Origin of the sequence: Actinoplanes sp. NPDC051633 (assembly GCF_040681735.1) — a bacterium.
Classification (GTDB): Bacteria; Actinomycetota; Actinomycetes; order Mycobacteriales; family Micromonosporaceae; genus Actinoplanes.
Genome location: NZ_JBFAZH010000386.1, coordinates 1 through 6,337, shown reverse-complemented (window position 1 = coordinate 6,337; position 6,337 = coordinate 1). Strand labels below are relative to the sequence as shown.

The 6,337-nt window shown below is 70.8% G+C and carries 8 protein-coding genes; 7 read left to right on the top strand and 1 reads right to left on the bottom strand.

From position 1 onward, the window contains the following. Together AB0M20_RS21405 and AB0M20_RS21400 are read left to right on the top strand one after the other, a co-directional pair. Positions 1-340, top strand: a 340-nt coding sequence (locus AB0M20_RS21405) for a hypothetical protein (RefSeq protein WP_364300655.1), incomplete at its 5' end; no start/stop codon positions are given. After that, complete coding sequence (locus AB0M20_RS21400) at positions 337-648, top strand: transcriptional regulator (protein WP_364300653.1); 312 nt, start codon at positions 337-339, stop codon at positions 646-648. The genes AB0M20_RS21405 and AB0M20_RS21400, both read left to right, overlap by 4 nt. A 14-nt stretch (positions 649-662) precedes the next feature. Here AB0M20_RS21400 and AB0M20_RS21395 read toward each other — a convergent pair whose 3' ends face one another. Further along, on the bottom strand, positions 663-1,340 hold the full coding sequence (locus AB0M20_RS21395; protein ID WP_364300651.1) for an ABATE domain-containing protein: 678 nt from the start codon (positions 1,338-1,340) through the stop codon (positions 663-665). 92 nt (positions 1,341-1,432) lie between these two features. Here AB0M20_RS21395 and AB0M20_RS21390 point away from each other — a divergent pair, with 92 nt between their 5' ends. The 5 genes from AB0M20_RS21390 to AB0M20_RS21370 all read left to right on the top strand — a co-directional run. Beyond that, complete coding sequence (locus AB0M20_RS21390) at positions 1,433-1,648, top strand: hypothetical protein (RefSeq protein WP_364300649.1); 216 nt, start codon at positions 1,433-1,435, stop codon at positions 1,646-1,648. A gap of 199 nt (positions 1,649-1,847) precedes the next feature. Then, on the top strand, positions 1,848-4,481 hold the full coding sequence (locus AB0M20_RS21385; RefSeq protein ID WP_364300648.1) for an ATP-binding protein: 2,634 nt from the start codon (positions 1,848-1,850) through the stop codon (positions 4,479-4,481). 101 nt (positions 4,482-4,582) lie between these two features. Continuing rightward, positions 4,583-4,873, top strand: coding sequence for a hypothetical protein (locus tag AB0M20_RS21380; RefSeq protein WP_364300646.1), 291 nt, complete (start codon positions 4,583-4,585; stop codon positions 4,871-4,873). Between the two features lie 85 nt (positions 4,874-4,958). Further along, positions 4,959-5,945 (top strand): metal ABC transporter substrate-binding protein, encoded by a 987-nt coding sequence (locus AB0M20_RS21375; RefSeq protein ID WP_364300644.1) that lies wholly within the window; start codon positions 4,959-4,961, stop codon positions 5,943-5,945. Positions 5,946-5,947: 2 nt separating this feature from the next. Further along, positions 5,948-6,337: ATP-binding cassette domain-containing protein (locus AB0M20_RS21370; RefSeq protein WP_364300642.1), on the top strand; the 390-nt coding region annotated here is incomplete at its 3' end.

Below are 6,337 nucleotides of genomic sequence, written 5' to 3'. Positions count from 1 at the left end.
GCCGACATGGATCTACCTGGTCAACGCCGTCCTGGTGGGCGCCATGGCGTCGACGTCCCTGCTCCAGGAGCACCGCAACTCCGCGCTGCTCGCCGTCGCCGTCGCCATCGTGGGCGTCAACGTCACGGCCGGATACCGGATGGGTACCCCGTGGACCCTGCCGACCAGCCGGGTGTTCCTCGCTGCGGTCGCCGCTTCAACCTTGTGCGTCGTCGCCACCATCGCCGTCGCGGGCCTGACCGATCGGGCCTGGCCGATCATCGTTCTGTCGGTCGCTGCCGCCGTCATTTACCTCGCCGGCAGCGCGGCGCACCGCAGATCGACGGGACGGCCCCGGTGACCGAGAGGCTCGACCCCGTCATCCACCCGACGCATCGGCTGCGCATTTGCGCGATGCTCGCCGCCGGCACCACGCTGGAGCTGTCGGTGATCAAGGACAACCTCGACCTCAGCCCCTCAGCGTTGAGTAAACAGGTCGCGGCACTGGTCGACGCCGGGTACGTGCGGCAGGAGCGCCTCGGCACCGACTCCCGCCGTGTGTGGTTGTCCTTGACCCGTCAGGGCGTCAAGGCCTACCGCGGCCACGTCGCCGCACTGCAGAAGATCGTCACCGCGACCACGGTGCCGACGCCGGACCGGCAGCCCTGACCTGAGCTTCGCCGTCAGGTTCCCGTGCGGCGACGGTCGGCGCGCCGCCGGTCGGTCTGCCGGCGGGCCTTGATCAGGCTGCCGCAGTCGTCCATGCTGCACCACCGGCGGCTGCGGTTCTTGGTGGTGTCGATGAAGAGCCAGGAACAGCCGACGTCGGTGGGGCACTGCTTGATCCGGTCGAGGGGACCGTGGGTGAGCAGCTCGACCGCCGAGGCGGCGATCGGCCACCAGGGCCGGTCCAGCGAGTCTGCGGGATCGCCGCCGGCTACGGCCGAGACGCCAGCGTCCCAGATCCAATCGAATCCGCCGGCGTGCGGCACCAGCCGGCCGTGCCGTGTCGCGTCCGAGAAGGCGCGCCGCAGCGCCTCGAGATCCTCGTCGAGCGGCGCGGTGTTCTCGACGATCGCCGCGAACAGCCGGAACATCACCTCGCGCAGGTTGATGGCGGCCTGGAAGGCGGTCTGCGCCGCTGCGGGCCGGTCGGCGGCCGCGCGCAGCAGGACGCCCGCCGCTGCTTCGTCGAGGAGGCCGCCGTGCCGGGCCCACTCCACCAGGTCTGAATACCCGTTCAGCCACTCCCGGGACACCGGACCGGTCCGGGGCTCCACCGTGTTGATGTAGTCCAGGCACAGCACTCCACCGTTGCGGACGAGGTCTGCCACCCCGCCGGTCACTGGTGCGTCAGTCATCGAATCTACCTACCGTCTAAAGCTATTTTGCTGGCAGCACGTCAACTATGCTGCTACCTAAGACAGTTTAGCCGGTAGCTTGAGGAGGAGTCATGCTGATACTCACCTACTACGCCCTGGGGCGGCGCGGCGTACAGCAGGCCCGGGAAGCCTCGCACTCCGCCTTGCCGGACGCGCCCGTGATTGCGGACCCGCAACCCCGGCCGCCGAGATTCCGTGTCCGGACAGCTGGTGCGCTGCATCGGCTGGCCGATTGGATCGGCCCGGTGGACGCACGGACCGGCCACGGCCGGCCGCAGGAGGCCTGAGCGAGAGCAAGACGCAACTCGGCCGGTCACCGGACCTCACACGCCATATCAGCCCCTCCTGAAACGGCTGGCCGGGCCATTTCGCGGACCGGGACCGGCGGGCAGATTCCGGCGGTACCGTCATTGGGCCACGTCGCGAAAATCGCGTGGTCGTACTGATCGATGGCGGTACGCCGTCGCGCTCGGGATCGGGGCACCGGTGCAGCGGGGGAACGGACTGGACAGCACGTCCGCGCGTCGCGGGCAGTGGCCGCTGCGGACCTACCTGGCCGGCTTGGTGGCGCTGTTCGTGCTGGCGGGCGTCGTCGCGCTCGCCTCCGGCTGGATTCTCGCGGAGCGCGACGGGCTGTCGGTCGCCCGCGCGGAGGCGAGATTCGGCGCCCAGCAGGCCGCCAAGAAGATCGGGGAGAGTCTCAAGGTCGTCCGGTCGAGTGTCGATGCGGTGGCGACGAGCCCGGCCGCCGGGGAGGTGTTCGCCGATCCGGCCTCCTGCCGGCTGTCGTTCAGCCTCGGCGGCCCCGATGACGGCCATCTCGACCTGCTGGGCCGCGACGGCACGGTCGCCTGCTCGTCGCGGCCGTTGACCGGCGACGATGCCGCGTACCGCAAGGTGCCATGGCTGTCGGCGGTGACCCGGGCCGCGCAGGTGACCGGCCCGGTGGTGGACGGCCGGACCGGGCGGCCGGCCGTTCTGGTCACCGCGCCCATTCCCGGCCTGGGAGCGGTGGTCGCGTTCGTCGATCTGGTGCGGCTGGGCGCGACGGTCGCCGATCTGTTCGGCGGACCCCGCGGATTGGAATTCCTGGTCACCACCGGCGACGCCGGGACCGTTCTGGCCCGGTGGCCCGATGGCGCGCGGTGGGCCGGCACGGCACTGCGCAGCAGCCGCTTCGCCCCGCCGGACGCCACGGGCGACGGGATGGATGTCGAGGGCCGGCACCGGGTGTACGGGCAAGCGGCCGTCGACGGGCCCGGCTGGCGGGTGTTCGCCGGCGGGGATCGGTCGGCGGCATTGGCCGGCGCTCACCGGCTGGCGCGGCGGCAGGCGGTGATCGCCGCGATCGGGCTGCTCGCCGGCTTGCTGGCGACCTTGCTGGTGTATCGGCGCATCACCCGGCCGATCCGGAGGCTGCGCGCGGCGGTGCAGATCGCCGCGCGGACCGGCGACCTGGAGAGTGCCGTCACCGTCTCCGGGCCGCGGGAGGTCAGCGGCCTCGGAGCGGAGTTCGCCGCGTTGCTCGCCACCGTCGACAGTGAACTTGCGGAGCGTCGCAAGGCCGAGGAGGTCGCCCGTGAGCACGAGCGCAACTACCGGCAGATGTTCGACGCGAGTCCGTACCCGATCTATCTGTACGACGTCGAGACGCTGCATCTCGTGGCCGCGAACGACGCCGCCGTCCGCTACTTCGGGTATCCGCGGGACCGGCTTCTCGCCATGACCGTCATAGAGCTGTGCCCGGTCGATGACGCGGCGCTCGTGGCGCAGGGCGTGGCCGTGGCGGCACCGGTGGAACGCGGCCGCCGGCTGCGCCACATCAAGCAGGACGGCACGGTCACCGACGTCGAGGTGACCTCACACCTCACCGCCTTCGCCGGGCGTACGGTGCGTTGCGCGATCCTCGACGACGTCACCGAGCGGGAACAGCTGGAGCGACGGCTGCGGCAGTCCCAGCGGCTGGAGAGCCTGGGCCAGCTCGCCGGTGGGATCGCCCACGACTTCAACAATCTGCTCGGCATCATCAACGGGTACGCCAGCATGTCCGCCGCCGACGTGGCGGAGATGACGGGCGGCGACCCCGCCTGGCGCCGCCTGCATGCGGACCTTCTGGAGATCGTCGCGGCCGGGGACCGGGCCGCCGGCCTGACCCGGCAGCTGCTGGCGTTCGCTCGGGCGGACCAGTTTGCCGAGCTGGAGGTGCTGGATCTCAACCGCGTTGTCGCCGACGTGGAGAAGCTCCTGCGCCGGACCCTCGGCGAGGACGTCACCCTGATCACCCGTCTGACCCCGGAGTCGCGCCCGGTCAGAGCCAACGCCGGTCGCCTGGAGCAGGTCCTGGTGAACCTGGCCGTGAACGCCCGCGACGCCATGCCCGGCGGCGGCACGCTGACCATCGACACCGACGAGGTGACGGTGGACGAGCACTACACGGCTCAGCACCCGGGCGCGCTGCCCGGCCGCTACATGCGGCTGCGGGTGAGCGACACGGGCACCGGGATGAGCAAGGCCACGCTGGAGCGGGCCTTCGAACCGTTCTTCACGACCAAGCCGGTCGGCCAGGGCACCGGACTCGGCCTGGCCACCATCTACGGCATCATCACCCAGGCCGGTGGCCACGCCCAGATCTACTCCGAGCCGGGCCACGGCACCACCGTCGCCGCCCTGCTGCCGATCACCGAGGATGCCGCGGAGACCGTCCAGCAGACGGTGACCGCCCCGGCTCCCGGCGCCGGGCAGACAATCCTGCTGGTCGAGGACGACGACGGCCTGCGCGCCCTCACCGAGCGGATCCTGAGCCGCAGCGGATACACCGCCCTGCCGGCGGCCACGGCCGCCGAAGCCCGGGAGCTGAGTCGCCGCGTGGACGGCATCGACCTGTTGCTGAGCGACGTGGTCATGCCCGACACGCACGGACCGGACCTCGCCCGCGAGTTGCGACTCGACCGGCCGTATCTCCCGGTGATCTTCATGTCCGGCTACGCCGAGTCCGTCCTCGCCGCGCGCAGCGCCCTTCCGGCCGGCGCCGTCCTGCTGGACAAGCCCGTCAGCGCCGACCAACTGCTCGGCGCCCTCGCGCGCGCGCTCGAGGCGGGCGATCGCATCCCGACGCCATGACGCAGAAATTTTCTGCGTCGAACGGCCGTTCCGGTGTCGAATTCCGCACCTCCGATTCGACGTAAGGGTAAGAAGAACAGTTATCGGCAAGGGGGCCGGCGATGTCCACTCTCAACCTCAACGACGTGCGGTCCGAAGCGCTCTTCGCCTCGGCCCTGCAGATCTCCGCCGAGCCGAGCGCCGCAGAGGTGCGGTCGGAGCTGGCACGGACCATTCGCCGCATGGGTGTGCGCGGCTGCGCGGCCCGGATGGCGCAGGAGTTCGGTGACGCCCCGGAGGCCTCGGTGGCCCGGATGCGGTGGGCGCGGCAGGTGGTGGCCGAGGTCTTCGCGCCGCCGGCGACCCGGACGGTCGCCGAGCACCACCTCCGGCTCCAGTCCTCCGCCGCGTGAATCAGTGCAACAGATCGTCATCTTGCCATTAGACGATTGATCGTGAAAACCATTATCGTTTCGCTCCTCGGACAGGAGTGAAACCATGGGATACCGGCAACGCACCTCTGTGCTCGCGACGGCCACCGTCCTCGCCACGGTCCTCACCGGTTGCGGCTCGGACGACGCAGGCTCGGGCGGCGCGGCCCCGGCGACGAGCGGCAAGCAGCTCGCCGTGGTCGCGACGACCCCGGAGGTCGCCGACTTCGTGCGCAACATCGGCGGTTCCGACGTGGCGGTGACCCAGATCATCAAGCCGAACGTCGACCCGCACGACTTCGAGCCGACACCGGCCGACATCCAGGCGATCAGCGCTGCGACCGTCGTCGTCAAGAACGGTGTCGGCCTGGAGGGGTGGCTCGATCGCACGATCGAGGCGTCCGGCTTCAAGGGCACCGTGGTCGACTCCAGCCAGGGCGTCACCCTCCGCGAAGGCGGCCACGAGGAGGGCGAGAAGCACGCCGGGGAGGGCGAGGAGCACGCGGACGAGGAGCACGACCCGCACATCTGGCACAACCCGCGGAACGCCAAGGTCATGGCGGCCAACATCGAGAAGGGCCTGGCCGCGGCGGACCCGGCCAAGGCCGCCACGTTCACCACGAACCTGACCGCGTACTCGGCCGAGCTCGACAAGCTGGACGCCGACAACGAGGCCGCATTTGCGCGGCTGCCGGCCGCGGACCGCAAGCTGGTCACCAACCATGACGCCTTCGGCTACTACGTCGACCGCTACAAACTGCAGTTCGTCGGCTCGGTCATCCCGAGCCTGGACACCTCGGCGGAGCTGTCCGCGCGCCAGCTCAGCGATCTGGTCGCGAAGATCAAGGCGACCGGCACGACGGCGATCTTCACCGAGAGCTCGCTGCCGCCCAAGAGCGCCGACGCGATCGCCCAGCAGGCGGGGGTCAAGGTGGTCGGCGGAGAGGACGCCCTGTTCGGCGACAGTCTGGGAGAGCCGGGTACGCCGGAAGGGACGTATCTGGGCGCCGAGCGGCACAACACGCAGGTGATCGTCTCGGCACTGGGCGGCTGACGATGGGCGCCGTCCTGCACTACGCGGGGGTGAGCGTGGGCTACCAGCGGACACCGGTGCTCACCCACGTGACCCTCGACCTGCCTCCCGGCGGGCGGCTCGCACTGGTCGGACCGAACGGCGCCGGAAAGTCCACGCTGATCAAGTCGGTGCTCGGCCTGGTGCCGATTCTGTCCGGCTCGGCGATCGTGCTCGGCGACGATCCCGCCGCGGCACGGGGACGTGCCGGCTACGTCCCGCAGACCGACACGCTGGACGCCGACTTCCCGGTCAGCGTGCGGCAGGTCGTGATGATGGGCCGCTACCGGCGGATCGGATGGTGGCGCCCGGCCCGCGCGGCCGACCGCGCCGTGGTTGCCGAGGCACTCGACCGCGTCGGGCTGGCGGACCGG

Bases quoted from the DNA above. Each gene is read 5' to 3' on its own strand.
- AB0M20_RS21395 (WP_364300651.1), bottom strand. From the start codon at position 1,340: ATGACTGACGCACCAGTGACCGGCGGGGTGGCAGACCTCGTCCGCAAC.
- AB0M20_RS21390 (WP_364300649.1), top strand. From the start codon at position 1,433: ATGCTGATACTCACCTACTACGCCCTGGGGCGGCGCGGCGTACAGCAG.
- AB0M20_RS21380 (WP_364300646.1), top strand. From the start codon at position 4,583: ATGTCCACTCTCAACCTCAACGACGTGCGGTCCGAAGCGCTCTTCGCC.
- AB0M20_RS21375 (WP_364300644.1), top strand. From the start codon at position 4,959: ATGGGATACCGGCAACGCACCTCTGTGCTCGCGACGGCCACCGTCCTC.